Genomic DNA, 23,493 nt, shown 5'->3' on the forward strand with positions numbered 1-23,493 from the left:
TTTGACTTGCCGTTCCAATGGACTATTTCACGGTGACGCTGGAACTTCCGGATGAAAACGCCACCCTGAATTTAGGGGGTGCCCTGGCCCGTGTGCTGGTGCCAGGGTTGCTGATACGCCTGGACGGGGACCTGGGGGCCGGCAAGACCACCCTGGTACGGGGCATGCTCCAGTCCCTGGGTTACAAGGGAAGGGTCAAAAGCCCCACCTACACGCTGGTTGAAGTTCATGCGGTTTCTGGATTAAACTTGTATCACTTTGATTTTTATCGATTCAACCAAGCTGAAGAATTTCTGGATGCGGGTCTCGACGAATACTTTGCCGGCACGGGCGTCTGTCTGGTCGAATGGCCGGACAAGGCCGGCCATTACCTGCCAGCCGCGGATCTGCGCATCGGCCTGGAAGTGGTCGGAGAGGGGCGTCACGCCTTTATTTCGGCCATCTCGGAAAGGGGGCGATCATGTCTGACAGACCTGATGAATTCGCTACCCGGGGGCTGGGCCGTCGGGATGTCCTCAAGTTTGCCGCCGCCAGCCTGACCCTGCTGGTCTCGCCCCTGGGCCGGGCCGGGGTGGCCAGCGCCCTGGGGGTGCGGGTCTGGCCCGCCCGGGACTACACCCGCATCACCCTGGAATACGATAGGCCGATCCGCTTCAACCACCTGCTGGTGAAGAACCCGGAACGGCTGGTGGTGGATCTGGAAGATGTGGAGTTCAACTCCATGCTGCAAAGTCTGCCGGGCAAGATTTCCGAGACCGACCCCTACATCCGGCTGATTCGCGCCGGCCGCAACAAGCCGGGGGTGGTGCGCCTGGTCATCGAACTCAAGACCGAGGTCAAGCCTCAGGTGTTCACTCTGAAGCCTGTGGGTGAATACGGCCACCGGCTGGTGCTGGACCTCTATCCGTCGGTGGAGGTGGAAGATCCCCTGATGGCCCTGCTGGAAAAGCCCCGCAATGAGCAGACCCTGAAATCCGAGGCCCAGTTGTCCACAGCGCCCCTGGAAGACAAGGCGCCGGCCCAGTCCCGGCTCCCCGAGGAGCGGCCGGCCAGGGCCGACATTGCCCGCATGGTGACCGTCATGCTGGACCCGGGCCATGGCGGCGAGGACCCGGGGGCCGTGGGACGGGGCGGCAGCTACGAAAAGAATGTGACCCTCTCCGTGGCCCGGCGCCTCAAGGCCAGGATCGATCAGGAGGCCAACATGCGCTCGGCCCTGACCCGGGACGGGGATTTCTTCGTGCCGCTTCATCACCGGGTCAACAAGGCGCGGCGGGTCCAGGCCGACCTCTTCGTCTCCATCCATGCCGATGCCTTCATCAATCCGACGGCCCGGGGCTCCAGCGTATTCGTACTCTCCGATCATGGCGCTTCCTCATCGGCGGCCCGCTGGCTGGCGAAAAAGGAAAACGACGCCGACCTGATCGGCGGCGTCAATCTGGATGTGCGGGATCCCTTCCTGGCCCGTACCCTGCTGGACCTGTCCCAGACTGCCACCATCAACGACAGCCTGAAGCTGGGCAAGGACGTGCTGGGGGAACTGGGGCGCATCAACGCCCTGCACAAGGGCCAGGTGGAGCAGGCCGGATTCGCCGTGCTGAAGGCGCCGGACATTCCCTCCATCCTGGTGGAGACGGCCTTCATCTCCAATCCGGAGGAGGAAAAGCGTCTGGTGGATGAGGCCTACCAGGACCAGATGGCCGAGGCCATCCTGCGGGGCATCAAGCGCTACTTCGCCAAGAATCCGCCCCTGGCAAAATCGAAGCTGGCCCGATTGGACTGAACCGGGGCTTTCACGGTCCCGGTGTTGATCAGGCCTTGAACTGGCTCAGGGCCGCTTGCTGGGCCCGGGCCAGATATTCCATGCGTTCCGCTGAGCCGGCGATCTCCGCCGTTTCGGCGCAGTTGCGATCCGCCATCACGACAATCCGGTCCACATTTTCCACCACCAGCCGGGTGGCGATTTCCTGTTCCGCCAGGGCGTGGGCGATGTCGCTGACGGCGCCGATGACCCGATGGGCGCCTTCACGAATCTGCGCCATGGAACTGCCGGCGTTCCGGGCCAGGGTGACGCCGTCCTCCACCCGTGCGCTGCCTTCGCCCATGCTGCGCACGGCTTCGGCGGTGCTGCTCTGGATGCTGCCGATCATGCGGCCGATTTCCTGAGTGGATAGCGTGGTGCGCTCCGCCAGCTTGCGCACCTCGTCGGCCACCACGGCGAAGCCTCGGCCCTGCTCTCCGGCCCGGGCCGCCTCGATGGCGGCGTTCAGCGCCAGCAGATTGGTCTGGTCGGCGATTTCCTTGATCACGTTGATGATGGAGGAAATCTGCTCGGACATCTGCCCCAGAGCTTCGATCTTTCCGGCGGAGTCCTGCACCGCCGTGGCGATCTTGGTCATTTCATCGGCGGCGTCATGAACGATACGTTCGCCATCGGTGGACAGTGTGCCCGCCGTCTCGGCGATCTCCCGGGCCTGGTCGGAATTGCTCGCCACCTGGGCGATGCTGGCCTTGGTCTGCTCCAGGGCGGCGGCCATGGCGGAGGAAGCCTCGTTCTGTTCCGAAGAACTGATCGCCACATGATTGGCCGCGCCAGCCAGCCGGGAAGCCAGAGCCATGACTTCCTGGGAGTTGGCGATCGCCTGCTGGATGATTTCCTGGAAGCTGCCCACCATGCGGTTGAAGGTCTGGGCCATCTCGGTGAGCTCGCTATGTCCGCTCACTTTGACCCGGGAGGAGAGGTCCTTGGACTGCTCGATGGATCTCATGGCCCGATTGATGTCGTCAATGGAGCCGGTGATGTTGCGGACCAGGAAGAACAGCATGCTGCCGATCAGAATCAGGGCAATCAGGGTCATGCCTGCCAGGATCAGAGCGCGTTCCCGGAAAATCTGCTGCACGTCGTCCAGATAGATGCCGGAACCCAGCACCCAGCCCCAGGGCTGGAAACCGGAGACATAGGAAATCTTCGGCACTGGCGCGTCGAAGCCCGGCTTGGGCCAGGCATAGTCCACAAAGCCCGCCCCATCCTTCTTCACCGCGTTGACGAATTCCATGAACAGGCGCTTGCCATTCGGATCCTTGAAGTCCGACAGATCCTGGTTGTCCAGCTCCGGTTTGATCGGGTGCATGATCATCCGGGGGGTCATGTCATTGATCCAGAAGTATTCGCTGGTCTCGTAACGCAGCGACTTGACGGTGGCCAGGGCGGTGGACTTGGCCTCTTCCTCGGTCATCTGACCGGCCAGCTGGAGCCCGTGGAAATGGGTCAGGATGCCGGTGGCCGCTTCCACCAGATGACGGGTCTTGACCTTGCGGTCTTCCATCAGGGTGGAGCGTTCGGCGATCAGGGCGCTCAGGGTGACCAGAACCAGACCAAGGACGGAAAGGAGCAATACCAGGAGCAGTTTGCTCCGCAGGGTGGAGGGGAGAATCATGACTGACAGGCCGGGTTGATGGAGAGCAGGACGGCAGAACCACCATCAATCCGTATATTGCAATGCGTTGAAGCGTTACCCGGAAGAAAATGGCAATGTCCTGATTGCTATTACCAAGGTAATATTACCGCATTGCAGCAATAATGATCTACCGGATTGAGCCGGCCCGTCTGCTCGGGCCGGGTGCTCAGTCTTCCACTGCCGGCAGCCGGATCAGATAACCGCCGGATTTCTCGTCCCGAGCCAGCAGGACGAGTTTGCGTTTCCCGGCCTCTTCCAGTAGCTCGCCGAAGGAGCGGAAGCCGTAGTAGGACTCGTTGAAGCCCGGTTTGCGGCGTTTCAGGGTCTGCTTGATCATGGAGCCCCAGATCTTCTCGTCCTCGCCCCGCTCCGCCATCAGGGCCTCGATGGTTTCCACTGCCAGGTCCAGGGCCTCCTGGCGACGATCCTCCTCGGTCTGGCGTGCGGGCGGCTTGGCCTCGCCGCCCTTGCCGGTGCTGGCGGCAGGCTTGGTGGGAGCCTTCTTGGCATTACGCTTTTTCTTGGCTTCCTGCTCCCGCACCAGATCGTCGTAGTAGATGAACTCGTCGCAATTGGCGGCCAGCAGGTCGGAGGTGGAGTCCTTCACGCCGACCCCGATCACATGCTTGTTGTTTTCCCGCAGCTTGGAGACCAGGGGAGAAAAATCCGAGTCGCCGCTGATGATGACGAAGCAATCCACATGGGCCTTGGTGTAGCAGAGGTCCAGGGCGTCCACCACCATGCGGATGTCGGCGGAATTCTTGCCCGACTGGCGCAAATGGGGGATTTCGATCAGTTCGAAGGATGCCTCGTGCATCGGTGCCTTGAAATCCTTGTAGCGCTCCCAGTCGCAATAGGCCTTCTTGACCACGATGCTGCCCTTGAGCAGCAGGCGCTCCAGCACCTTCTTGATGTCGAACTGGGAATACTTGGCGTCCCGCACCCCCAGGGCAACGTTCTCGAAGTCGCAAAAAAGGGCCATGTTGGTAATTTCGGGTTGTCCTGCCATGGATGACTCCTGAAGGGGATAAAGGCGGGCCACACGATACCAGCAGATACCCAGAGCGGGGTGGAAGAAGGAGCAGCCGTGATACCCTTGGCGCCGGTTTTTCCTCCTTGCCGGTCCCTGGCCGCAGCTCCCGTTCTCCGTGTCCGATCTCCTCGACGTGTTTTCCGCTGAAGGCCTCCTGGCCCGGGCCATTCCCGGCTACCGGGTGCGTCCCCAGCAGCAGGAAATGGCTTGCCGGATCGGCGAGGCCATGGCGGGCAACAAGGTCTTCGTGGCCGAGGCGGGCACCGGCACCGGCAAGACCTTCGCCTATCTGGTGCCGGCCTTGCTCTCCGGGGGCAAGGTGATCATTTCCACCGGCACCAAGACCCTTCAGGACCAGTTGTTCCAGCGGGATCTGCCCATGGTGCGGGATGCCCTGGGGGTCGGGGTCAGCATCGCCCTGCTGAAGGGGCGGGCCAATTATGTCTGCCCTTACCACCTGGCCCGGGGCCTGGGGGAAGGGCGCCTGGCGAGCCGGGTGGAGGCGGGGCATCTGCGTACCATCGCCCGCTTCGCCAAGACCACCCGTAGCGGCGACAAGGCGGAGCTGGGGGCGGTGCCGGAGGATTCCGGGGCCTGGGCCCTGGCCACGTCCACCCGGGACAACTGTCTGGGCCAGGAATGTCCCAACGTCCAGGAATGTTTCGTGCTCAACGCCCGCCGCGAGGCTCTGGCGGCGGATCTGGTGGTGGTCAATCACCACCTGTTCTTTGCCGATGTGATGCTACGGGACGAAGGCCTGGGGGAACTGCTGCCGGCCTGTAACGCGGTGATCTTCGACGAAGCCCATCAACTGCCCGAGGTGGCCGGTTTGTTCTTCGGCGAGAGCCTGGGCACCGCCCAGTTGCTGGAACTGGCCCGGGATTCCCGCAACGAGGGCCTGACCCTGGCCAAGGACTACACGCCCTTGCAGGAGGCAGCCCGGGGCCTGGACAAGGCGGCCCGGGATCTGCGCCTGACGGTCAAGGCCGAGAACGCCCGCCTGCCCTATGAACGTCTGGCCGCGGATGCGGAATTTGGCCGTGGCCTGGAAACCGTCTCCGCCGCCCTGACGGAACTGGGTCGGCATTTGGAGGCCCAGGCGGAGCGGGGCGAGGGCCTGGTGAACTGCCTGCGGCGGGTGGCGGAAGTGGGCCTGCGGCTGCGGCGCTGGCAACCGGCGGCGGCTCCGCTACCCTCATCCCTGGGCACTCTCACGGGAAACGGGAAGGCTCAGACACCCTCACCTCTGGCCCCTCTCCCGGGGGGAGAGGGGAACGGTCAGCCCGCCGCAGACGGGGAATCGGGGACGGAAATGGTGCGCTGGGTGGAGGTCTTCAGTCACGCCCTGTCCCTCAACATGACGCCCCTGTCGGTGGCGGAGATTTTTCAGCGTCAGTTGCAGGGCCATCCCCGGGCCTGGATCTTCACCTCGGCCACTCTCGCCGTGGGGCGCGATTTCGGTCACTACTGCGGCGAGCTGGGTTTGGGTGAAGCGGACATCGGCCAGTGGGGCAGCCCCTTCGACTATGCCGCCCATGGATTGCTTTACTGCCCCCAGGGCATGCCGGCGCCCAACACGCCCGATTACAACGACGGCGTGGCGGCGGCGGCCTGGCCGGCGATCCGGGCTTCCGGCGGGCGGGCTTTCGTACTGTGCACCTCCCTCAAGGCCATGCGCCACATCCACCAGACTCTGGCGGCGCGGATCGCGGAGGAGGGCCTGGAGATGCCGCTGTTGTTGCAGGGGGAGGGTTCCCGCAGCGAATTGCTGGAGCGCTTTCGCCGACTGGGGAATGCGGTGCTGGTGGCCAGCCAGAGCTTCTGGGAAGGGGTGGATGTGCGGGGTGAGGCCCTGTCCCTGGTGGTGATCGACAAGCTGCCCTTCGCTCCTCCCGACGATCCGGTGCTCTCGGCCCGCATCGAGCATCTGCGCCGTCAGGGCAAAAATCCCTTTTTCGATTACCAGTTGCCCCGGGCCGTGATCAGCATGAAGCAGGGGGCAGGCCGCTTGATCCGGGACGAAAAGGATCGGGGCGTGCTGATGGTGTGCGATCCTCGCCTGGTGGAAAAAACCTACGGCAAGGCCATCTGGCGCTCCCTGCCGCCCATGCGGCGCACGAGGGAGATCGCCGAGGTGGCCAGCTTCTTCAACCCCGATGAGCAGGAGTCCGGATGAATTCAGTCGAATCCGCCCAGTTCCTGAACCGCCAGCCCCTGGCGGGCTGTCTGGACCGTCCCCGGGTGGCGGCCCTGATGGAGGGGCGGCCCTGCCTCTTCGCCGATACCCGGGTCCATCTCGCCGTCGTGCACATGGCGGCCATGGCGGCACTGGTGGCTGCCATGGAGCGCATCGTTGTCCTGCCCGGCTGGCGCGAGATGGCCCTGGGCCAGGGGCCGGACTCGGCTTGTCATGATCCGGGCAATCCCGGCGTGCTGTTCGGCTACGATTTCCACATCACTCCCCAGGGGCCGCGCCTGATCGAGATCAACACCAATGCCGGCGGCCTGTTTCTGAACGCCCATGCCCAGTCCGACCAGGGTCTGGAGCAGCGTTGTGTGGAAATGTTCCTCCGCGAATGGACCCTGGCGGGCCGTTCGGGCCGACCGGGTAGGCTGGCCATCGTGGATGAGGACCCGGCCGACCAGTATCTGGCGCCGGAGTTCGAGCTCTGCCGGAGTCTGCTGCAACAGGCCGGCATCGACGCCTTCATCTGCGATCCGCGCCAGTTGGACATGGTGGACGGCCGGCTCCAGGGCGGAGGGCGGACAGTGGACATGGTCTACAATCGCCTCACTGATTTTGCCCTGGATGCCGCGACCAGCGGAGCTCTGCGGGACGCCTGGTTGTCCAGCGCGGTGGTGCTGACGCCCCATCCCCGGGCCCATGCCCTGTACGCCGACAAACGCAATCTGATCCGGCTGTCCGACGACGCCTGGCTGGCTTCCATCGGGGTCGATGGGGGCGACCGGGAATTGCTGGCCCGGGTGGTGCCCGGCACGGAAGCCGTGGTTGGCGGGAATGGAGATGCACTCTGGTCGAGGCGCAAGGGGTTGTTCTTCAAGCCCGCCGCGGGCTTCGGTTCCCGGGCCGCCTATCGCGGCGACAAGCTGACCCGGCGGGTGTTCGAGGAAATCCTGGCGGGCAACTATGTGGCTCAGGAATTTGCACTTCCGGGAGAGCGGGTGGTGCGGGTGGATGGCGCGCCGCTGCCACTCAAGTACGATCTGCGCTGTTACGCCTATCGGGGCGAAGTGCTGGCAACCGTGGCGCGCCTGTGGCAGGGGCAGACCACCAACTTCCGCACGCCGGGCGGAGGCTTTGCAGAAGTGGAGGTAGTGGAGTGAAGGTTTTTGGAATTTGTGGCTATTCAGGCTCGGGCAAGACCACGCTGCTGGAGGCGATGATCGCCCTGCTGACGGCCCGGGGGCTGAAGGTGTCCCTGATCAAGCATGCCCACCATGGTTTCGACATCGACAAGCCGGGCAAGGACTCCTGGCGTCACCGGGAGGCGGGAGCGGGGGAGATCGCCCTGATCACCGACAAACGCTGGGTGCTGATGCACGAAGCCAGGAACGAGGAGCCACCGCAGCTGGTCGACATCCTGGAGCGCCTGTCGCCCTGCGATCTGGTGCTGCTGGAGGGCTTCAAGCGGGCGGTCCATCCCAAGATCGAGGTCCATCGGCCCAGCCTGGGCAAGCCTCCGGTATGGCCCGAGGACTGCGACATCGTGGCGGTGGCCAGCGACCAGGCGATCGATTGTGCCTTGCCCCGGCTGGACCTGAACGATCCGGAGCAGGTGGCGGATTTCGTACTCAAGCATGTGGGGTTGAAATGATCCAGATTCTGTTTTTCGCCGGCATTCGGGAGGCCCTGGGCACGTCACGGGAGAAGCTGGATCTGCCGGGCGGTGTGACCACGGTGGCTGCCCTGCGGGACCATCTGGTGGCACGGGGTGGGGCCTGGGCGGCCCTGGGGGATCATCCCAACCTGCGGGTGGCGGTGAACCAGGATATGGTGGGCCTGGACAGCCCCGTCGCCGACGGCGACGAAGTGGCCTTTTTCCCGCCGGTGACCGGAGGCTGAGATGAGAGCCCCCACGTTTGCGGCTGCGCCGCTGCTCTGCCCCCCAAGGGGGCTGCCTCCCTCGGTCCCCCAGGGATTCCCTTCGGTCAGAGCGGCCCTTCGGGAGGCACCATGAGCATTTCCGTACAGACTGAAGACTTCGACGTGGGCGCCGAGATCGCCGCCCTGTCGGCGGGGGATGGCGGGGCCGGGGCGGTGGCCAGTTTCGTCGGCCTGATGCGGGACCGCAACGACGGGGCTGGCGTCAATGCCATGACCCTGGAGCACTACCCGGGCATGACCGAGCGGGCCCTGGAGCGAATCGTTGCCGAGGCCCGGGAGCGCTGGGAACTGCGGGGCGTGCGGGTTATACATCGGGTCGGTCGCCTGCTGCCGGGGGACCGTATCGTGCTGGTGGTGGTGTCTTCCTCTCATCGGGGCGAGGCCTTCGCCGCCTGCGAATTCATCATGGACTACCTGAAGACCCGTGCGCCCCTCTGGAAAAAGGAAGAAACCGAATCCGGCGGACGCTGGGTGGATGCTCGGGAGACGGATGAGGAGGCCCACCGGCGCTGGGCTGCCGACGGGAATTCCTGAGGACTACTTCCGGCCGTTGCCTTTTCTGGCGGCCTCGGTCAGGTTGCCCATCAGGGTCTGGCTGACCTGGGCCATCTGGGCCAGGGCGCCCTGGGCGTTGTTCATGGCGGTTTTCATCATGTCGGCCATGGGACCGGCGCCTCCCGGCAGGCTCTGAAAGGCGTTCTGCATGGCCTGGGCCATTTCCTCGCCGCCGCTGGCCAGTTGCTGGCCGAGCAGGCGGGTGAATTCGGTGCGGGCCTCGTTGCCCAGGTCCGCGATTCTTTTACCGGCCTCGATCACGTGCTGGGCGGTTTCCTGGGCGTGCTGGTTGCGCATCGCGGCCAGTTGCATGGGGTCCTTCGCCTCCAGTTGCGCCTGGGCCTGGGCCACGCCGTCCTCGAACAGCTTTCGCGCCAGATCGGCCTGGAGCTCGATCATGCGCTGGGAACTGGCCATGGACAGCCGGGCCAGTTCCATGGCGGCCGCCAGATTCTTTTGCTGCATCTCCGCCAGGGGAGGGACGGGTTTGCTCATGGTGATCTCCTTGGGTTGATGAAGGCGTGGTCTGGGCCAACTTTCTGTTGGCATGAATCGAAGTTTGAGCCTGATGGCGCTTGAAAATCACCAGGCAGGCTACAACTATAGCTGCATCGCTTCGAGGAGACCCCCATGCGTCTGGATAAATTCACCACCAAGTTTCAGCAGGCCCTGTCCGATGCCCAGAGCATCGCCGTGGGCGGCGATCAGCAGTTCATCGAGCCGGTGCATCTGCTGCTGGCCCTGCTCAACCAGGAGGACGGCGGCACCGCCTCCCTGCTGGCCCGGGCCGGGGGTAACGTGGCCGGTCTCAAGACGTCCCTGCAAAAAGCCATCGAGCGACTGCCCAGGGTGGAAGGCCATGGCGGTGAGGTCACCATCGGTCGCGACCTGGGCAATTTGCTCAACCTGACGGACAAGGAAGCCCAGAAGCGGGGCGACCAGTTCATTGCCTCGGAGATGTTCCTGTTGGCCCTGACTAATGACAAGGGCGAGGCCGGCCGCCTGTTGAAGGAGGCGGGTGTGCTGCGGGCACCTCTGGAGAAGGCCGTGGACGCGGTGCGGGGCGGCCAGAACGTGGGTAGCGCCGACGCCGAAGGGCAGCGGGAATCCCTGAAGAAATACTGCCTGGACCTAACGGAAAGAGCGCGAGCGGGCAAATTGGACCCGGTGATCGGCCGCGACGACGAAATCCGCCGGACGATCCAGATCCTGCAACGGCGCACCAAGAACAACCCGGTGCTGATCGGCGAACCCGGCGTGGGCAAGACCGCCATCGTCGAGGGCTTGGCCCAGCGCATCGTCAATGGCGAGGTGCCCGAGACCCTGAAGGGCAAGAAGGTGCTGTCCCTGGACATGGCCGCTTTGCTGGCCGGGGCCAAGTACCGGGGCGAGTTCGAGGAGCGCCTGAAGGCCGTGTTGAAGGAGATTGCCCAGGACGAGGGCCGCATCATCGTCTTCATCGACGAGCTGCATACCATGGTGGGTGCCGGCAAGGCCGAGGGTGCCATGGATGCCGGCAACATGCTGAAGCCGGCCCTGGCCCGGGGTGAGCTGCACTGCGTCGGCGCCACTACCCTGGACGAATACCGCAAGTACATCGAGAAGGACGCGGCCCTGGAGCGGCGCTTCCAGAAGGTGCTGGTGGACGAGCCCAGTGTGGAGAGCACCATCGCCATCCTGCGGGGCTTGCAGGAAAAGTACGAGCTGCACCACGGGGTGGATATCACCGACCCGGCCATCGTCGCCGCGGCGGAACTGTCTCATCGCTACATCACCGACCGCTTTTTGCCGGACAAGGCCATCGACCTGATCGACGAGGCGGCGGCCCGGATCAAGATGGAAATCGACTCCAAGCCCGAGGTGATGGACAAGCTGGACCGGCGCATGATCCAACTCAAGATCGAGCGGGAAGCCGTCAAGCGCGAAAAGGACGAGGCCTCGAAAAAGCGCCTGGCCCTGATCGAGGAAGAGCTACTCAAGCTGCAGAAGGAGTACTCCGACCTGGAGGAAATCTGGAAGGCCGAGAAGGCCCAGGTCCAGGGTTCCGCCCACATCAAGGAGGAAATCGACAAGCTCAAGGGGCAAATGGCCGAACTTCAAAGGCAGGGAGCCTTCGACAAGCTGGCCGAACTGCAATACGGCAAGCTGCCCCAGCTCGAAGCCCAGTTGAAGGCCGCGGAAAAATCCGGTGACGGCGCCGCCACGCCCAACAAGCTGCTGCGTACCCAGGTGGGGGCCGAGGAAATCGCCGAGGTGGTGAGCCGGGCCACGGGCATTCCGGTCTCCAGGATGATGCAGGGGGAGCGGGAAAAGCTGCTCACCATGGAAGACAAGCTCCATGGCCGCGTGGTGGGCCAGGACGAGGCCGTGCGCCTGGTGTCAGACGCCATCCGCCGTTCCCGGGCCGGCCTCTCCGACGAGAACAAGCCCTACGGCTCCTTCCTGTTCCTCGGCCCCACCGGCGTGGGCAAGACCGAGCTGTGCAAGACCCTGGCCGAATTCCTGTTCGACGCCGAGGATCACCTGATCCGCATCGACATGAGCGAGTTCATGGAGAAGCATTCCGTGGCCCGCCTGATCGGTGCGCCCCCGGGTTACGTGGGCTACGAGGAGGGCGGTCACCTGACCGAGCAGGTGCGGCGCAAGCCCTATTCAGTGATCCTCTTCGACGAGGTGGAGAAGGCCCATCCGGACGTGTTCAACGTGCTGCTGCAAGTGCTGGACGACGGCCGCATGACCGACGGCCAGGGCCGTACCGTGGATTTCAAGAACACCGTGATCGTGATGACCTCCAACCTGGGCAGTCAGATGATCCAGCAGATGGCCGGCGATGACTATCAGGTGATCAAGCTGGCGGTGATGGGGGAGGTGAAGACCTTCTTCCGTCCCGAGTTCATCAACCGCATCGACGAGGTGGTGGTGTTCCACGCCCTGGACGAGAGGAACATCGCCTCCATCGCCCGCATTCAACTGGGCTATCTGGAAAAGCGCATGGCCCGGATGGAAATGAGCCTGGAAGTGGACGACGCGGCCCTGGCGGAACTGGCCAAGGCCGGCTTTGATCCGGTGTTCGGCGCCCGGCCCCTGAAGCGGGCGATCCAGGAGCGGATCGAGAATCCCCTGTCCAAGGCCATCCTGGAAGGTCGCTTCGGTCCCAAGGACCGGGTCCGGGTCAGCGCCAACCCGGCGGGGCACCTGCTGTTCGAGAAAGCCTGACGGCGGGGCCGCTGGGGGCCATGGTGGAAAGTTCGGGGGAGGGACGGGCGCTGTCCCGGGAACTTGTGCTGTCAATCCGCAAGTAAGGCTGCCGGATCAGTCCTTGCGCGCCGCCATGAATTCGCCGAAGCGCTTGTCCTGAGCCTGGATATGCTTGACCAGCCAGACATAAATGAAGTGGCTCAGATCGCCCGGCACATACTGGTCGCCCAGTTCGGCGCGCATCGCCATGTCATTGGCCTGATGCAGCAGTTGCTGGTGCAATTGTCGATGGGCCTCCAGCTCGGGATAGCCGGCGGCCTCCATCAGGGCCTCCTCGCTGGCGAAATGGGTGACCGTGTAAGCGAGCAGCCGGGCGGCGGCGCTCCGGGCAGCGGCTTGGGCGGTGACCTCGTTGCTGCCCAGGCTGTCGTAGATATCGCCGGCGATATCGACAAGTTGGCGATGCTCCTGATCGATCAGGGGGATGCCCACGAGGAATTCCGAAATGAACTGGGGCCGATCGTCCATTCTGCATCTCCTTCAGTGACGTACCCCTGGGGGGCGAGACTCCCACTCCAGGAAAGCGGGCATGTAAACGGGGGGGATGCTACCACCGCCCAACGACTGGGGATTTGAGGGCGGTCAATCGGACAGCATGCCCGGCATGGGCCGGACAGGGAGAGACGACTGGATGTCCAGGCTTGGCCGGAATCGGATACTCAGCGGGACAGTGGGAACGGATCATTCTTGGCCTTATGTTGAGCTTCACATAAAGCCAAATCCCGACCATTCATTACAGCGTCCTCGATTGTCCCTGAGCCGGTCATTTGTCGCTCGATCGCCTCTTCATTACCTCGCTATGTCGATAGCATGACGCCAGGTGGTCGTTCACCATTCCCACGGCCTGCATCAGGGAGTAGCAGATGGTGGGGCCGACGAATTTGAAGCCTCGTTGCCGCAGGTCCCGGCTCAGGGCTTCGGCGGCGGGGGTGGCGACGGGCACCTGTTCCATGCGCTGCCAGTGGTTGGTCAGGGGCTTGCCCTCGACGAAACGCCACAGGTAGGCGTCGAAGCTGCCGAAGTTCTCCTGAACTTCCAGGAAGGCCTGGGCGTTGCGGATGGCGGATTCGATCTTGAGGCGGTTGCGCACGATGCCCGGGTCGGCCAGCAGGCGCTGGCGTTCCTGATCGCCGTAGCGTGCGATGGCCTGGGGGTCGAAGCTGTCCAGGGCGCGGCGGTAGTTCTCCCGTTTTTTCAGGATGGTGATCCAGGACAGGCCGGCCTGGGCGCCTTCCAGCAGCAGGAATTCGAACAGCACCCGGTCGTCGCGTTGGGGGACGCCCCATTCCCGGTCGTGATAGTCCCGGTAGAGGGGATCGTCGCCGCACCAGGGGCAGCGGGTCGGTTCATTCAGGCGCATGACCGAGGCGCTTTCAAATCCAGGATGCCGCAGCGCAGGCCCGGGTCGTCCGGGTGATGGGAGAGGGTGAAGCCCAGGTCGGCGACGAATTTCAGCATGTGGCTGTTCTCCGTCAGGAATTCGCCGGTCATGTAGCTCATGCCCCGCTGGCGGGCGGTGTCGATCAGGATTTCCATCAGGCGGTGGCCCAGGCCCGTGCCCTGCCAGTCGTCGGCCACGACGATGGCGAATTCGCAGGATTCGCCGTCCGGGTTGGCGGCGTAGCGCGCCACGCCCACTTCACGGGGGCTGCCGGCCTCGTCGGCCAGGGCCAGGAAGGCCATTTCCCGGTCGTAGTCGATCTGGGTAAAGCGGACCAGTTGGGCCGGCGACAGTTCGCGGATGCTGTTGAGGAAACGGAAGTAGCGGCTTTCGTTGGACAGCCCCTGGACGAAGTGCTGTTCCATGTCCGCGTCCTCGGGACGGATGGGGCGGATGCTCACGGTCTGTCCATTGGCGGCACGGAAGCAAAAGCTCAATTGGGAGGGATAGGGATGGATCGCCATATGATCGTAGGGGCCGGCCCGCGGCGGTAGGGGCGCGATGGTGATGCGGGCGCCTGCCGCCACGGCGCCCTGGTCGTCCACGCGCAGGGGATCGATGACGACTTCCCGGAGCCAGGGCAGTTCGCAGACCATCTCGGAGAGCCGGAGCAGCACGGCGGTCAGGGCCTTCGTGGGCAAGTGCTTCAGGCGGCGGGCGATGGTGTCGCTGCCCAGCATGTCGGCCACCAGAAAATCGTTCAGGGGCGGCAGGGCCACCACCCGGTCGCGTCCGGGTTCGCTCCCCGGGCCCGGTTCCAGGGTGATGGCGGGGCCGAAGACCGGGTCCCGGGTCATGCCCACCCGCAGGGCTCGGTCAGCGTGGCGGGCGGGAGCCGGGTCGCCGACGGGAATGTGGAAGGCCCACAGCAGCGCCCGGGTCGAATCGTCGTCGAGGATGCCCTGGCCCAGGGTCAGGGCCGCCTCCACCACCTGCCGGGCCGTGTCCAGGTCGGGCGGGGCATGGTCGTCGGACATGGCGGCCGGCGCCTGCAACAGCAGTTGCTGGTTGCGGTAATAGGCGGAGATGTGGGCGAACATGTCCACCGCCGGTTCCGGGGTGTTGAAGGTGGGAATGCCGGCGCCCCGGAACAGCAGCCGGGCTTCCCGTACCTGTTCCTCGCCCATCCAGCAGGTGAACAGGGGCTTGTGCTGTCCCCGGCTGACCTCGATGACCACCCGGGCCGCCTGGGTGGGGTCGGACATGGCCTGGGGGGTCAGCATCAGCAGCACCCCGTCCACCCCGTCGTCCTTCAGGCAGGCAGCGAGGGCGGCGCCGTAGCGGGCCGGGTTCGCGTCGCCGATCAGATCGATGGGATTGGCCCGTGGCCAGAAGGCGGGCAGGGCCTGATCCAGTCTTTCCAGGGTCTGGGGAGACAGTCGGGCCAGGGGGATGCCGATGTCGGCCGCATGGTCGGCCGCCATGGCGCCGGGGCCGCCGCCGTTGGTGATGATGGCCAGGCGGTTGCCGCGGGGATGGAAGTGGAAGAACAGGGCCGAGGCGGTGGCGTACATCTGGCCGAGGGTGCGCAGGCGCACCACGCCGGCGCGGCGCAGGGCCGCGTCGAAGACATCGTCGTCCCCCAGCCGTGCGCCGGTGTGGGAAACCACCGCCTGCTCCCCCGCCGGGTGGCGGCCCGCCTTGATCACCAGCACCGGCTTGATCCGGGCCGCGGCCCGGAGCGCGCTCATGAAGCGGCGGGCATTGCGGATGCCCTCGATGTAAAGAAAGATGCACTCGGTGCGCGGGTCGGAAACCAGATAGTCCAGGGCCTCGCCGAAATCAATGTCGCTCTCGGCCCCCAGGGAAACCACGGCGGAAAACCCCACCTTGTTGGGCAGCGCCCAGTCCAGGATCGCGGTGCACAGGGCGCCGGACTGGGAGACCAGGGCTACGGTGCCGGGCAGGGCGCCGCCGTGGGCAAAGCTCAGGTTGAGATTGCGGCCGGGGCGCAGCAGGCCCAGGCAGTTGGGGCCGAGCAGCCGTATGCCATGACGGCGGGCGGCGGCCAGGGTGGCCTGTTCCAGTTGGGCGCCCGCTGGGCCGGTTTCGCCGAAGCCGGCCGAGAGCAGGACCACGCAACGGACGCCGGCTCGGCCGCAGTCCTGCACCAGGTCCGGCGCCAGCGCGGCCCGGGTGCAGATCACGGCCACGTCCACCCGTTCCGGCACCGCCTCGATGGAAGCCAGGGCCGGCAGGCCGAAGATGCGCTGATGGCGGGGATTGACGCAATGGAGCCGGCCCTCGTAGCCGCCGTCCAGCAGGTTGCGCACCACCGTGGCGCCGATGGAGTCGGGTTTTTCCGACGCGCCGATGATGGCGATGGCGCGGGGTTCGAACAGGGGGGTGAGGTAATGCTGATCGCTGTGCATGGCGGGAAATTCTAGTCCGATGCTTGGTGACCATGACCGGATCGGAGAAAATCGTCCCCATGAACCCACAACTTGAACCTTCGCTCTGGGTGCGCCGCTTCGCGCCCCTGATTCCCGCCGGGGGCCAGGTGCTGGACCTGGCCTGCGGTTTCGGACGCCATGCGCGCCTGCTGGCGCAACTGGGTTATCAGGTGGAAGCGGTGGACCGGGATGCCGAGGCCCTGGCCACCCTGGCGGATATTCCCGGCATCAACGTCTTTCAGGCCGACCTGGAGGGCGGGGCCTGGCCCTATTACGGCCGCGCCTTCGATGGCGTGGTGGTGACCAACTACCTGTTCCGGCCTCTCATGCCCATGCTGCTCAATCTGCTGGAGGAGGGCGGGGTGCTGATCTACGAGACCTTCATGATCGGCAACGAACTGCTGGGCAAGCCCGCCAATCCCGCTTTTCTGCTGCGTCCGGGAGAGCTGCTGAGTCTGACCCACAAGCGCTTTACCGTGGTGGCCTTCGAGCAGGGCCGGGTCGATACGCCGCGTCCGGCGGTGATTCAGCGCATCTGCCTCAAGCGGGGCAGCGTGCCGCAGGCACTGCCTGGGGGGTAGCCCGGATATTTCACGAGGCCGGCCCGGGCTAGGTGCTACAGCTCGAAGTGCTTGCGCACCAGTTGTTCCATCAGGGTGCGGGCCTCGTCTTCGCTGGTGCTGGCGGTCCTGGCATGGATGGCGCGGGCCATGACGGTGAACCGGTCCAATAGTTGGGGGTCGAAATGGCTGCCCCGGCCGCGCCCGAGTATCTCCATGGTTTCGTCGAAGGGTAGGGGCGCCTTGTAGGGCCGCTGGGAACACAGGGCGTCGAATACGTCGGCGATGGCGAACACCCTGGCCGCCAGGGGAATGTCCTCGCCGGCCAAGCCCCGGGGATAGCCGCTGCCGTCCCATTTCTCGTGATGGGCCGCCACCACGTCCTTGGCGCCGTCCAGCCAGCCGGCGCCGCTGACGATTTCCTCCCCCAGGGCCACGTGCTGGCGCATGGTTGCCATCTCGTCGTCGTCCAGCCTGCCCGGTTTCAGCAGGATGGCGTCGGGAATGCCGATCTTGCCGGCGTCATGGAGAAAACTGCCAGCGATCAGGGACTGCATGGTGCTCCCGCTGAGGCCCGCCGCCTCTCCCAGGGTGGCGGAGATCCAGGCCACCCGATAGTTGTGGGCGCCGGTGTCAGAATCCCGCTTGGCGATGGCTCGGCCCAGGGCTTCCATCATCGCGATATGGGACTCCAGCACATCCCGGGCCTTGGCCTCGTTGTCGGCGGCCAGATACACCACCACCGGATAGAGGACACCGCCACAGATCAGGGAGGCCAGGCCTACCATCAGGGCAGTGACCAGGGCGTCGAACAGAATCTGTTCCCGCTGCCAGTCGGGCACGACGCGGACTCCCTCGAAATAGCCGGCGATGGCACCGTTCGTATCCTTGAGGGGCACGAAGATGCGCAGCACCCAGAGGTTGTTCCCGGGGTTCAGGCTTTCGTAGCTGGCGGTCCGTTGCATGGGCCGGTGATGTCTGGGCAACACCGACTCCACCCGTTCTCCGGCGGCCGTGGTGGTCTCGGCCAGTTTTGCGCCGTGCCGGTTATAGATTTCGACAATGTCGAAGAGCCCTCCGGCCAGGACCTCGGCGGCGGACTGGGCGGTTTTCGTGGCCTGGGCGCCATCGAATTCGATAGTCTTGTGATACCTCAACAGCCGGTCGGATTCCTCGATGGCGAAGGACACGGCTTCCTCTTCCGCCTGTTCCCGAGCCACGAAGCCCGCAATGGGGCTGGCTACCAGCGCCAGCAACACACTGACCAGGGCGATGCGGCGGGCGGCTTTTTTCTTGAAGACATTCATGGGTATGCCTTGTGTAGCGGAAGTCGAATCCTGGTGAGCAGAATTGCCAGCCTACCGCGACAGTCGGCAGTCAGTGCCCGGTGGGCGGCGAATGCTTCCAGAATCCTGTCCATGATGATGTGCCTGTCCTGAATGCGGTGACGGACATCTTCCCGGACCATGCTTAACGCTGCCTTAACGGATTGTTGGTGGGACTGGGTGCCAACTGTCGGTCATTCGACCCTGACCTCCCGGATTGCCGTCGCCAGGGCCTCAATGCCGACCGGGGAAAGGTCGGCACTGGTGTAGCGGGGCGCTTGCTGGTAATCCTGAAAGTTGTGGCTCTGGGAGCGCTGGTAAAGAGGGTCGTAGTGCAGTGTCAGCAGTTCCATGACCAGTGTCCGGAAATCCCCGGCATCCACCAGGGCCTGCCAGCGGGCCAGGGTCTCGTTGCTTTGCAGGCCCTTCAGGTGTCCCAGGCGAGTGCTGAGCCCCTGGGGGGCGGCCAGGTAATGCTCGTAGTCCCGCAGCAGGAATTCCACCCGGGCTTCGGCCGGTGCGTCGATGAACAGGCAGGGGGCGGCCCGCAGGGCGTCGATCATGGCGTTGGGCAGATGGATGCTGCCGATGCGGCGGCTTTCCGCCTCGGCATAGACCGGCTGGGTCGGGTCCAGTTGTTCCAGGGCGGCATGGAGCTTGGTCTCGAAGAATTTTTGCGGCGGCTGGGGACGGTCGGGCAGGGGGCCCAGCACCGAACCCCGGTGGGCGGCCAGTTCCTCCAGGTGCAGCACCTGGGCGCCCTGGCGTGCCAGGGCCTCCAGCACCCGACTCTTGGCGCTGCCGGTGGGACCTGAAAGGATGCGGAAGGAAAAGCGCCCGGGCAGGGTCTCCAGTTCGCTCACCACATGGTGGCGCCAGGACTTGTAGCCCCCTTCCAGGCGGTGGGCGTTCCAGCCGATTTCCCGCAGGATGTGGGTGAAGGCGCCGCTGCGCTGGCCGCCCCGCCAGCAGTAGACCAGGGGCTTCCACTCCCTGGGCTGGCCGGCGAAGCGCTCATCCACATGGCGGGCGATGTTGCGGGCGATCAGGGGCGCCCCCATCACCCGGGCGGCGAAGGGGGACACCTGCTTGTAGAGGGTGCCCACCCGGGCCCGCTCCTCGTCGTCCAGGGCCGGGCAGTTGATCGCGCCGGGGATGTGGTCCTCGGCGAACTCCGAGGGGGAACGGACGTCGATGATGGCGTCAAACATTCCGAGTTGTGCTACGGTGGCGAGCCCTTTTTTCATCTGTAGTCATGACTGTCAAACTGACCCAATTCTCCCACGGGGGCGGCTGCGGCTGCAAAATTGCGCCCGCCGTGTTGTCCCGCCTGCTGGCGGAATCCCCCCTCAGGACCCTCCCGCCCGATCTGCTGGTGGGCGTCGAGACCAGCGATGACGCGGCGGTGTACCGGCTCAACGACGAGCAGGCCATCGTCGCCACCACGGATTTCTTCACCCCCATCGTGGATGATCCCTACGACTTCGGCCGCATCGCCGCCACCAATGCCCTGTCCGATGTGTACGCCATGGGCGGCCGGCCCCTCTTCGCCCTGGCCCTGGTGGGCATGCCCCTGGACAAGCTGCCAGAGGAGGTGATCCGCCAGATCCTCGCCGGGGGCGAGGCGGTCTGCGCCGCCGCCGGCATTCCCATTGCCGGGGGCCATTCCATCGACGTGCTGGAACCCATCTACGGCCTGGTGGGCATCGGCGTCGTGCATCCGGCGCGGATCAAGCGCAACAGCGGCGCCCGGGCCGGCGACGTGCTGATCCTGGGCAAGCCCCTGGGGGTGGGGGTGCTCTCCGCCGCCCTGAAGAAGGGCCTGCTCTCCGAGGCGGGCTATGCCGAGATGATCCGCTGCACCACGCAATTGAATACTCCCGGTGCTGCCCTGGCGGCCATGGAGGGAGTCCATGCCGTTACCGATGTGACGGGCTTCGGCCTGGCCGGTCATCTGCTGGAAATCTGCCGGGGCTCGGGCCTGGCGGCGGAAGTGGATTTCGAACACCTGCCCTTGATTGCCGAAGCCGTGGCCCATGCCCGGGCCGGCATCGCCACCGGCGCCTCGGCCCGCAACTGGGCCGGCTACGGGGAACAGGTGAGCCTGCCGGCTGCATGGGAGCCCTGGCGCCAGGCCCTGGCCACCGATCCCCAGACCAGCGGCGGCCTGCTGGTGGCCTGCGCCCCCGAGTGCGCAGCGGAGGTGCTGGCGTGCTTCCATCAGGAAGGCTTCGGGGAGGCGGCGGAAATCGGTTGCCTGGAGGTGGGTGAGCCGGGCTTGCGCTTAACGTGATGAAAAAGCATCAACGGAGCCGAGTGTGACCATCGAGCCCAGCGAACCGATGGGTAGTCCCGCCTCGGGGTGCAGGGCAATCGCATGAATGAGGAATAGATCAAAACAATGTTTCACAGGTCCATTCCCCCCGCAAACCGTCGTCCCGGCGTAGGCCGGGACCCAGTTTGCGCACCAAAAACCTGGATTCCGGCTTGCGCCGGAATGACGAGGGAGGCTGGATTCCGGCCCCGGATCGGGTCCGGGGTGACGTTCCTGCGTCGGAATGACGATGCAGGTCTTGCCCGACAGATTCCAATGACGAAAACATGCATGCAACCGCCCCGCCCTGGGGTGTGGATGGTTGCGTTACTTTGGCGGATTCTCATCCCCAGGGGGGGCGCTGGCGACCATATGCGTTACTTGAGCAGTGGCTTCAGGGATTTCCAGATATGATCGAGGATGCGGGTTTGCACCGCTGCCACCGGATGCAGGCCGTCCTTCTGGAAATTGGCCGGGTCGGCGGCGACAGGCTCCAGCAGGAAAGGCAGCAGCGGCGCCTTTTCGGCTTTCGCCACCTCGGTGAAGGTGCGTTCGAAGGCGGCCGTGTAGTCCGGGCCGTAATTGGGGGGCAGGCGCATGCCCACCAGAAGCAAGCCGGCGCCGCTGGCCTTGACGGCACGGGCCATGGCCCGCAGGTTGTCCCGTGTCTGCTCCGGGGACAGGCCCCGCAGGCCGTCGTTGGCTCCCAGTTCCAACACCACCAGGGCCGGCTGATGTTGCGCCAGGGCCGCCGCCAGTCGGGTGCGGCCCCCGGCGGTGGTCTCACCGCTGATGCTGGCATTGACCAGGGTATAGCCTCGTTCCCTCAGCCGCGGTTCCAGCAGGGCCGGCCAGCTTTGCTCCCGGGCCAGGCCGAAGCCGGCGGAAAGACTGTCGCCGAATATCAGCACCGGCCGGGCGCTGGCCAGGGCGCTCCCGGCCAGCAAAATCACAAGGAACAATGAACGGATCATGGAGGGACAGGTAGTGGTGGAAGTCGAGGGTCTGGGCAAGGACGTGGCCAGCGGCGATGGCCTGCTGACGATTTTGCACGACATTTCCTTCCGGGTGCGGGCCGGGGAGGCGGTGGCCATCGTCGGGGCCTCCGGTTCCGGCAAGTCTACCCTGCTCGGCCTGATGGCCGGCCTCGATAGCCCCAGCCGGGGCCGGGTGCATATCGACGGCCAGGACCTGGGCGCTCTCGATGAAGACGGACGGGCCGCCCTGCGGGCCCGCAGCCTGGGTTTCGTGTTCCAGTCCTTCCAGTTGCTGCCCTCTCTTACCGCACTGGAGAACGCCCTGCTGCCCCTGGAACTGCTGGGCCGCGCCGACGGGCCACGTCTGGCCCGGGGCCTGCTGGAACGGGTGGGCCTGGGCCAACGCCTGGACCACTATCCCAAGCACCTGTCGGGAGGCGAGCAGCAGCGGGTGGCCCTGGCCCGCGCCTTCGCTCCCGGTCCCCGGCTGCTGCTGGCCGACGAGCCCACCGGCAACCTGGATGCAGCTACCGGCGCCGCCATCATCGATCTGATGTTTGAAATGAATGCCGAGCAGGGCACCACCCTGATCCTGGTGACCCACGACGAGGCCCTGGCCCGCCGCTGCGGCCGCAGCCTGCGTCTGGCGGCCGGACAGTTGGCGTAAAGGACTTGCTGTGCTGCCGCCTACCCGGCACAAGACCGAAGGGAATCCCCGTGGGACAAGCGACTGAACCGGTTCACCCTTCGAGGGCAGAAGAAGGTGGACGGGCAGTGGAAGCTCTTCTGACGGGTACATAACATCGAGAAGCTGGCGCACCACGGCTACGGGCAGTAGCGGAAGGTCGAGCGGGAGGCATCCTGGCCGGGGTGGGTTGAAACGTCGGTGCTGGCGAGACGGAGAGCCGGGGAAATCACTGAATGAAATGAAAATGGCGCAGAAAATCCTGCGCCATTTTTACCGCCTGCTCAGGATGAAAAATGGGTTTTTCTACAGCTTCAATGTGGAGCTGACCGGCGTAGCGCGGTTGCGTCCGGTTGAAGGTAGGGTTATGCAACATTTGCTTTGGATATCAGTTGATCTCTACGCTTTTTCGAAAGGTGTGCCGTGAATATTTCTATAGCGGGAAATGAATTCTCGCCACCCGCTGCTTTGCGGAAATATTTCAATACCTCATGTCCATCGGCAGGGCGAAATAGATATGAAAACTGAGTTTCTATTATCTCTTTATCAACAACGGAGTATTGCCAAGCGACTAAGGTGAATTCCAGGGAGTTAAGGTAAGAAACGGCATGCCACCGAAGCTCAGTTGATTGAGCCTCAGTTAGAAGAATATGGTCATTACCCTCTTTAGTTTGGATTTTGTCTCCAAACAATTGGGCGAGAAGATTCTCATGCTTTCTGGATATCTTCACTTCTTGCTGCGCAAAAATATCCCTGCACTGCTCCTCGTTTAGGCACTCAATTATCTTTCGGGCAACTGATCCTTCTTTCTTTAGATTCCTTGACCACTCCATCAGGATTTCTACGGATTTCTCTCTTCTTGACCGTTCATGGTCGGCTTTGAGTTGCCGATGTGCAATATAAACTTGAAGCGCAATTCCAAAGATGGCTATTGAGCCAGCAATCGTTGCGAGATTAGCCCAGTCTTGCAGGTTCATATGCGGCTCCGGGTTGCCTAACGAATGAAAGGGACTTCCCCGTCCCGAGGCTGCGGCGGAAGCCGCGAACGGCAACGAGTGCCATGATGGGAATTCGAGATCACATCAAAACCACGAAAGGGGAAGTCCATGAGCATTATCACTGTTGGAATCGATCTGGCCAAGAACATCTTTGCCGTGCATGGGGTTGATGATAACGGCAAGGTGGTCCTGGTCAAGCCCAAGGTAGCTCGCGACAAATTATTGGAGCTGGTACGGCGCCTACGGTAAATGCAGCGCTTGTGCACGGAAACATCGCGTTCTTACCTGGGGAGATCTGCCGCGCGAGCGGTGGTGGAAGCTGAACGAGAGGTGGCCGGGTCGAGCCAGTCCCAATCGACCAGCGCCGATG

General features: G+C 64.4%; 22 protein-coding genes and 2 pseudogenes. 13 read left to right on the forward strand and 11 right to left on the reverse strand.

What is annotated here, in order from left to right; all coding sequences use genetic code 11:
- Positions 1–32 precede the first annotated feature (32 nt).
- Together tsaE and DENOEST_RS04645 are read left to right on the forward strand one after the other, a co-directional pair.
- Positions 33–539 (forward strand): tRNA (adenosine(37)-N6)-threonylcarbamoyltransferase complex ATPase subunit type 1 TsaE, encoded by a 507-nt coding sequence (gene tsaE, locus DENOEST_RS04640; RefSeq protein ID WP_332068215.1) that lies wholly within the window; start codon positions 33–35, stop codon positions 537–539.
- Positions 461–1,783 (forward strand): N-acetylmuramoyl-L-alanine amidase, encoded by a 1,323-nt coding sequence (locus tag DENOEST_RS04645; RefSeq protein ID WP_145771735.1) that lies wholly within the window; start codon positions 461–463, stop codon positions 1,781–1,783. The genes tsaE and DENOEST_RS04645 overlap by 79 nt, the downstream gene beginning before the upstream one ends.
- 28 nt (positions 1,784–1,811) lie before the next feature.
- Here DENOEST_RS04645 and DENOEST_RS04650 read toward each other — a convergent pair whose 3' ends face one another.
- Complete coding sequence (locus DENOEST_RS04650) at positions 1,812–3,437, reverse strand: methyl-accepting chemotaxis protein (protein WP_145771736.1); 1,626 nt, start codon at positions 3,435–3,437, stop codon at positions 1,812–1,814.
- 187 nt (positions 3,438–3,624) lie between these two features.
- On the reverse strand, positions 3,625–4,467 hold the full coding sequence (locus DENOEST_RS04655; protein WP_145771737.1) for an NYN domain-containing protein: 843 nt from the start codon (positions 4,465–4,467) through the stop codon (positions 3,625–3,627).
- Positions 4,468–4,606: 139 nt separating this feature from the next.
- Here DENOEST_RS04655 and DENOEST_RS04660 point away from each other — a divergent pair, with 139 nt between their 5' ends.
- The 5 genes from DENOEST_RS04660 (at position 4,607) to moaE (ending at position 9,151) form a co-directional block, all read left to right on the forward strand.
- Positions 4,607–6,667 (forward strand): ATP-dependent DNA helicase, encoded by a 2,061-nt coding sequence (locus DENOEST_RS04660; RefSeq protein WP_232096441.1) that lies wholly within the window; start codon positions 4,607–4,609, stop codon positions 6,665–6,667.
- Positions 6,664–7,836: a hypothetical protein gene (locus tag DENOEST_RS04665; RefSeq protein WP_145771738.1), complete on the forward strand. Its 1,173-nt coding sequence runs from the start codon at positions 6,664–6,666 to the stop codon at positions 7,834–7,836. The genes DENOEST_RS04660 and DENOEST_RS04665 overlap by 4 nt, the downstream gene beginning before the upstream one ends.
- A complete protein-coding gene (mobB, locus tag DENOEST_RS04670; RefSeq protein ID WP_145771739.1) occupies positions 7,833–8,327 on the forward strand; it encodes a molybdopterin-guanine dinucleotide biosynthesis protein B in 495 nt (164 codons plus the stop codon). The genes DENOEST_RS04665 and mobB overlap by 4 nt, the downstream gene beginning before the upstream one ends.
- On the forward strand, positions 8,324–8,575 hold the full coding sequence (gene moaD / locus DENOEST_RS04675) for a molybdopterin converting factor subunit 1 (RefSeq protein ID WP_145771740.1): 252 nt from the start codon (positions 8,324–8,326) through the stop codon (positions 8,573–8,575). The genes mobB and moaD overlap by 4 nt, the downstream gene beginning before the upstream one ends.
- A gap of 111 nt (positions 8,576–8,686) precedes the next feature.
- Positions 8,687–9,151: a molybdopterin synthase catalytic subunit MoaE gene (moaE, locus tag DENOEST_RS04680; protein WP_145771741.1), complete on the forward strand. Its 465-nt coding sequence runs from the start codon at positions 8,687–8,689 to the stop codon at positions 9,149–9,151.
- 3 nt (positions 9,152–9,154) lie between these two features.
- Here the strand turns inward: moaE and DENOEST_RS04685 are convergent, their stop codons facing one another.
- Positions 9,155–9,667 (reverse strand): phasin family protein, encoded by a 513-nt coding sequence (locus DENOEST_RS04685; protein WP_170228271.1) that lies wholly within the window; start codon positions 9,665–9,667, stop codon positions 9,155–9,157.
- Positions 9,668–9,802: 135 nt separating this feature from the next.
- Between DENOEST_RS04685 and clpB the strand changes: the two genes are divergently transcribed.
- Positions 9,803–12,388, forward strand: coding sequence for an ATP-dependent chaperone ClpB (clpB, locus tag DENOEST_RS04690; protein WP_145771743.1), 2,586 nt, complete (start codon positions 9,803–9,805; stop codon positions 12,386–12,388).
- A gap of 96 nt (positions 12,389–12,484) precedes the next feature.
- Here the strand turns inward: clpB and DENOEST_RS04695 are convergent, their stop codons facing one another.
- From DENOEST_RS04695 to DENOEST_RS04705, 3 genes are all read right to left on the reverse strand, one after another.
- Positions 12,485–12,898, reverse strand: a complete 414-nt coding sequence (locus DENOEST_RS04695; RefSeq protein ID WP_145771744.1) for a bacteriohemerythrin — start codon at positions 12,896–12,898, stop codon at positions 12,485–12,487.
- A 295-nt stretch (positions 12,899–13,193) separates the two neighbouring features.
- Positions 13,194–13,790: a DNA-3-methyladenine glycosylase I gene (locus tag DENOEST_RS04700; protein WP_145771745.1), complete on the reverse strand. Its 597-nt coding sequence runs from the start codon at positions 13,788–13,790 to the stop codon at positions 13,194–13,196.
- Entirely contained in the window at positions 13,781–16,243 is a 2,463-nt protein-coding gene (locus DENOEST_RS04705) for a bifunctional acetate--CoA ligase family protein/GNAT family N-acetyltransferase (RefSeq protein WP_145771746.1), read from the reverse strand. Before DENOEST_RS04705 ends, DENOEST_RS04700 begins: the two co-directional genes overlap by 10 nt.
- 59 nt (positions 16,244–16,302) lie before the next feature.
- On the opposite strand from DENOEST_RS04705, the gene DENOEST_RS04710 reads away from it, so the two are divergent.
- Positions 16,303–16,845, forward strand: a complete 543-nt coding sequence (locus tag DENOEST_RS04710; protein ID WP_145771747.1) for a class I SAM-dependent methyltransferase — start codon at positions 16,303–16,305, stop codon at positions 16,843–16,845.
- 35 nt (positions 16,846–16,880) lie between these two features.
- Here the strand turns inward: DENOEST_RS04710 and DENOEST_RS04715 are convergent, their stop codons facing one another.
- Complete coding sequence (locus tag DENOEST_RS04715) at positions 16,881–18,131, reverse strand: HD-GYP domain-containing protein (protein WP_145771748.1); 1,251 nt, start codon at positions 18,129–18,131, stop codon at positions 16,881–16,883.
- 212 nt (positions 18,132–18,343) lie between these two features.
- Positions 18,344–19,360 carry a tRNA 2-selenouridine(34) synthase MnmH gene (gene mnmH, locus DENOEST_RS04720; RefSeq protein WP_232096442.1) on the reverse strand — a complete coding sequence of 339 codons (1,017 nt, stop codon included), beginning with the start codon at positions 19,358–19,360 and terminating at the stop codon, positions 18,344–18,346.
- Between the two features lie 44 nt (positions 19,361–19,404).
- On the opposite strand from mnmH, the gene selD reads away from it, so the two are divergent.
- Positions 19,405–20,442, forward strand: a complete 1,038-nt coding sequence (selD, locus tag DENOEST_RS04725) for a selenide, water dikinase SelD (protein ID WP_145771750.1) — start codon at positions 19,405–19,407, stop codon at positions 20,440–20,442.
- A gap of 398 nt (positions 20,443–20,840) precedes the next feature.
- Here the strand turns inward: selD and DENOEST_RS04730 are convergent, their stop codons facing one another.
- On the reverse strand, positions 20,841–21,416 hold the full coding sequence (locus DENOEST_RS04730) for an arylesterase (RefSeq protein WP_332068239.1): 576 nt from the start codon (positions 21,414–21,416) through the stop codon (positions 20,841–20,843).
- Between the two features lie 19 nt (positions 21,417–21,435).
- On the opposite strand from DENOEST_RS04730, the gene DENOEST_RS04735 reads away from it, so the two are divergent.
- Both DENOEST_RS04735 and DENOEST_RS20725 read left to right on the forward strand, forming a co-directional pair.
- Entirely contained in the window at positions 21,436–22,107 is a 672-nt protein-coding gene (locus tag DENOEST_RS04735) for an ABC transporter ATP-binding protein (protein ID WP_145771752.1), read from the forward strand.
- 54 nt (positions 22,108–22,161) lie between these two features.
- Positions 22,162–22,230, forward strand: a pseudogene (locus DENOEST_RS20725) (transposase); the annotation flags it as partial.
- A 124-nt stretch (positions 22,231–22,354) separates the two neighbouring features.
- Here the strand turns inward: DENOEST_RS20725 and DENOEST_RS04740 are convergent.
- Positions 22,355–22,501, reverse strand: a complete 147-nt coding sequence (locus tag DENOEST_RS04740; protein ID WP_170228272.1) for a hypothetical protein — start codon at positions 22,499–22,501, stop codon at positions 22,355–22,357.
- Positions 22,491–23,102, reverse strand: a complete 612-nt coding sequence (locus DENOEST_RS04745; protein ID WP_145771753.1) for a hypothetical protein — start codon at positions 23,100–23,102, stop codon at positions 22,491–22,493. The genes DENOEST_RS04740 and DENOEST_RS04745 overlap by 11 nt, the downstream gene beginning before the upstream one ends.
- A 129-nt stretch (positions 23,103–23,231) precedes the next feature.
- Here DENOEST_RS04745 and DENOEST_RS04750 point away from each other — a divergent pair.
- Positions 23,232–23,366 (forward strand): annotated as a pseudogene (locus DENOEST_RS04750) (IS110 family transposase); the annotation flags it as partial.
- Between the last annotated feature and the right edge of the window lie 127 nt (positions 23,367–23,493).

The sequence above is a fragment of the Denitratisoma oestradiolicum genome (assembly GCF_902813185.1).
GTDB classification, from domain to species: Bacteria; Pseudomonadota; Gammaproteobacteria; order Burkholderiales; family Rhodocyclaceae; genus Denitratisoma; species Denitratisoma oestradiolicum.

Coding starts and splice junctions, on each gene's coding strand:
- DENOEST_RS04650 (WP_145771736.1), bottom strand. CDS start 3,437: ATGATTCTCCCCTCCACCCTGCGGAGCAAACTGCTCCTGGTATTGCTC.
- clpB (WP_145771743.1), top strand. CDS start 9,803: ATGCGTCTGGATAAATTCACCACCAAGTTTCAGCAGGCCCTGTCCGAT.
- DENOEST_RS04685 (WP_170228271.1), bottom strand. CDS start 9,667: ATGAGCAAACCCGTCCCTCCCCTGGCGGAGATGCAGCAAAAGAATCTG.
- DENOEST_RS04735 (WP_145771752.1), top strand. CDS start 21,436: ATGGAGGGACAGGTAGTGGTGGAAGTCGAGGGTCTGGGCAAGGACGTG.
- DENOEST_RS04665 (WP_145771738.1), top strand. CDS start 6,664: ATGAATTCAGTCGAATCCGCCCAGTTCCTGAACCGCCAGCCCCTGGCG.
- mnmH (WP_232096442.1), bottom strand. CDS start 19,360: ATGTTTGACGCCATCATCGACGTCCGTTCCCCCTCGGAGTTCGCCGAG.
- moaD (WP_145771740.1), top strand. CDS start 8,324: ATGATCCAGATTCTGTTTTTCGCCGGCATTCGGGAGGCCCTGGGCACG.
- DENOEST_RS04745 (WP_145771753.1), bottom strand. CDS start 23,102: ATGAACCTGCAAGACTGGGCTAATCTCGCAACGATTGCTGGCTCAATA.
- moaE (WP_145771741.1), top strand. CDS start 8,687: ATGAGCATTTCCGTACAGACTGAAGACTTCGACGTGGGCGCCGAGATC.
- DENOEST_RS04645 (WP_145771735.1), top strand. CDS start 461: ATGTCTGACAGACCTGATGAATTCGCTACCCGGGGGCTGGGCCGTCGG.
- DENOEST_RS04710 (WP_145771747.1), top strand. CDS start 16,303: ATGAACCCACAACTTGAACCTTCGCTCTGGGTGCGCCGCTTCGCGCCC.
- DENOEST_RS04695 (WP_145771744.1), bottom strand. CDS start 12,898: ATGGACGATCGGCCCCAGTTCATTTCGGAATTCCTCGTGGGCATCCCC.
- DENOEST_RS04740 (WP_170228272.1), bottom strand. CDS start 22,501: ATGTTGCATAACCCTACCTTCAACCGGACGCAACCGCGCTACGCCGGT.
- DENOEST_RS04705 (WP_145771746.1), bottom strand. CDS start 16,243: ATGCACAGCGATCAGCATTACCTCACCCCCCTGTTCGAACCCCGCGCC.
- DENOEST_RS04715 (WP_145771748.1), bottom strand. CDS start 18,131: ATGAATGTCTTCAAGAAAAAAGCCGCCCGCCGCATCGCCCTGGTCAGT.
- DENOEST_RS04700 (WP_145771745.1), bottom strand. CDS start 13,790: ATGCGCCTGAATGAACCGACCCGCTGCCCCTGGTGCGGCGACGATCCC.
- selD (WP_145771750.1), top strand. CDS start 19,405: ATGACTGTCAAACTGACCCAATTCTCCCACGGGGGCGGCTGCGGCTGC.
- DENOEST_RS04655 (WP_145771737.1), bottom strand. CDS start 4,467: ATGGCAGGACAACCCGAAATTACCAACATGGCCCTTTTTTGCGACTTC.